Consider the following 224-nt stretch of genomic DNA (forward strand, 5'->3'; position numbering starts at 1 on the left):
GAATCTCACCCCGGGCGTCAACCGTGATCTTCTGCGACAGGTCACCCTTCGCCACCGCCGTGGTGACCGAAGCGATGTTCCGCACCTGGCTGGTCAGGTTCGACGCCATCGAATTCACGTTGCCGGTCAGGTCCCGCCACGTGCCCGAGACCCCCTTGACCTCGGCCTGGCCACCCAACTTGCCCTCGGTACCCACCTCACGGGCCACCCGGGTCACCTCGTCG

Annotated in this window: 1 protein-coding gene; it reads right to left on the minus strand. The window is 66.5% G+C overall.

Going from position 1 to position 224, the window contains the following annotated elements; translation table 11 throughout:
* Positions 1-224: HAMP domain-containing protein (locus ACFHWY_RS28995; RefSeq protein WP_416583399.1), on the minus strand; the 224-nt coding region annotated here is incomplete at both ends.

Origin of the sequence: Micromonospora sp. LOL_024, assembly GCF_048060415.1 — a bacterium.
Classification (GTDB): Bacteria; Actinomycetota; Actinomycetes; order Mycobacteriales; family Micromonosporaceae; genus Micromonospora.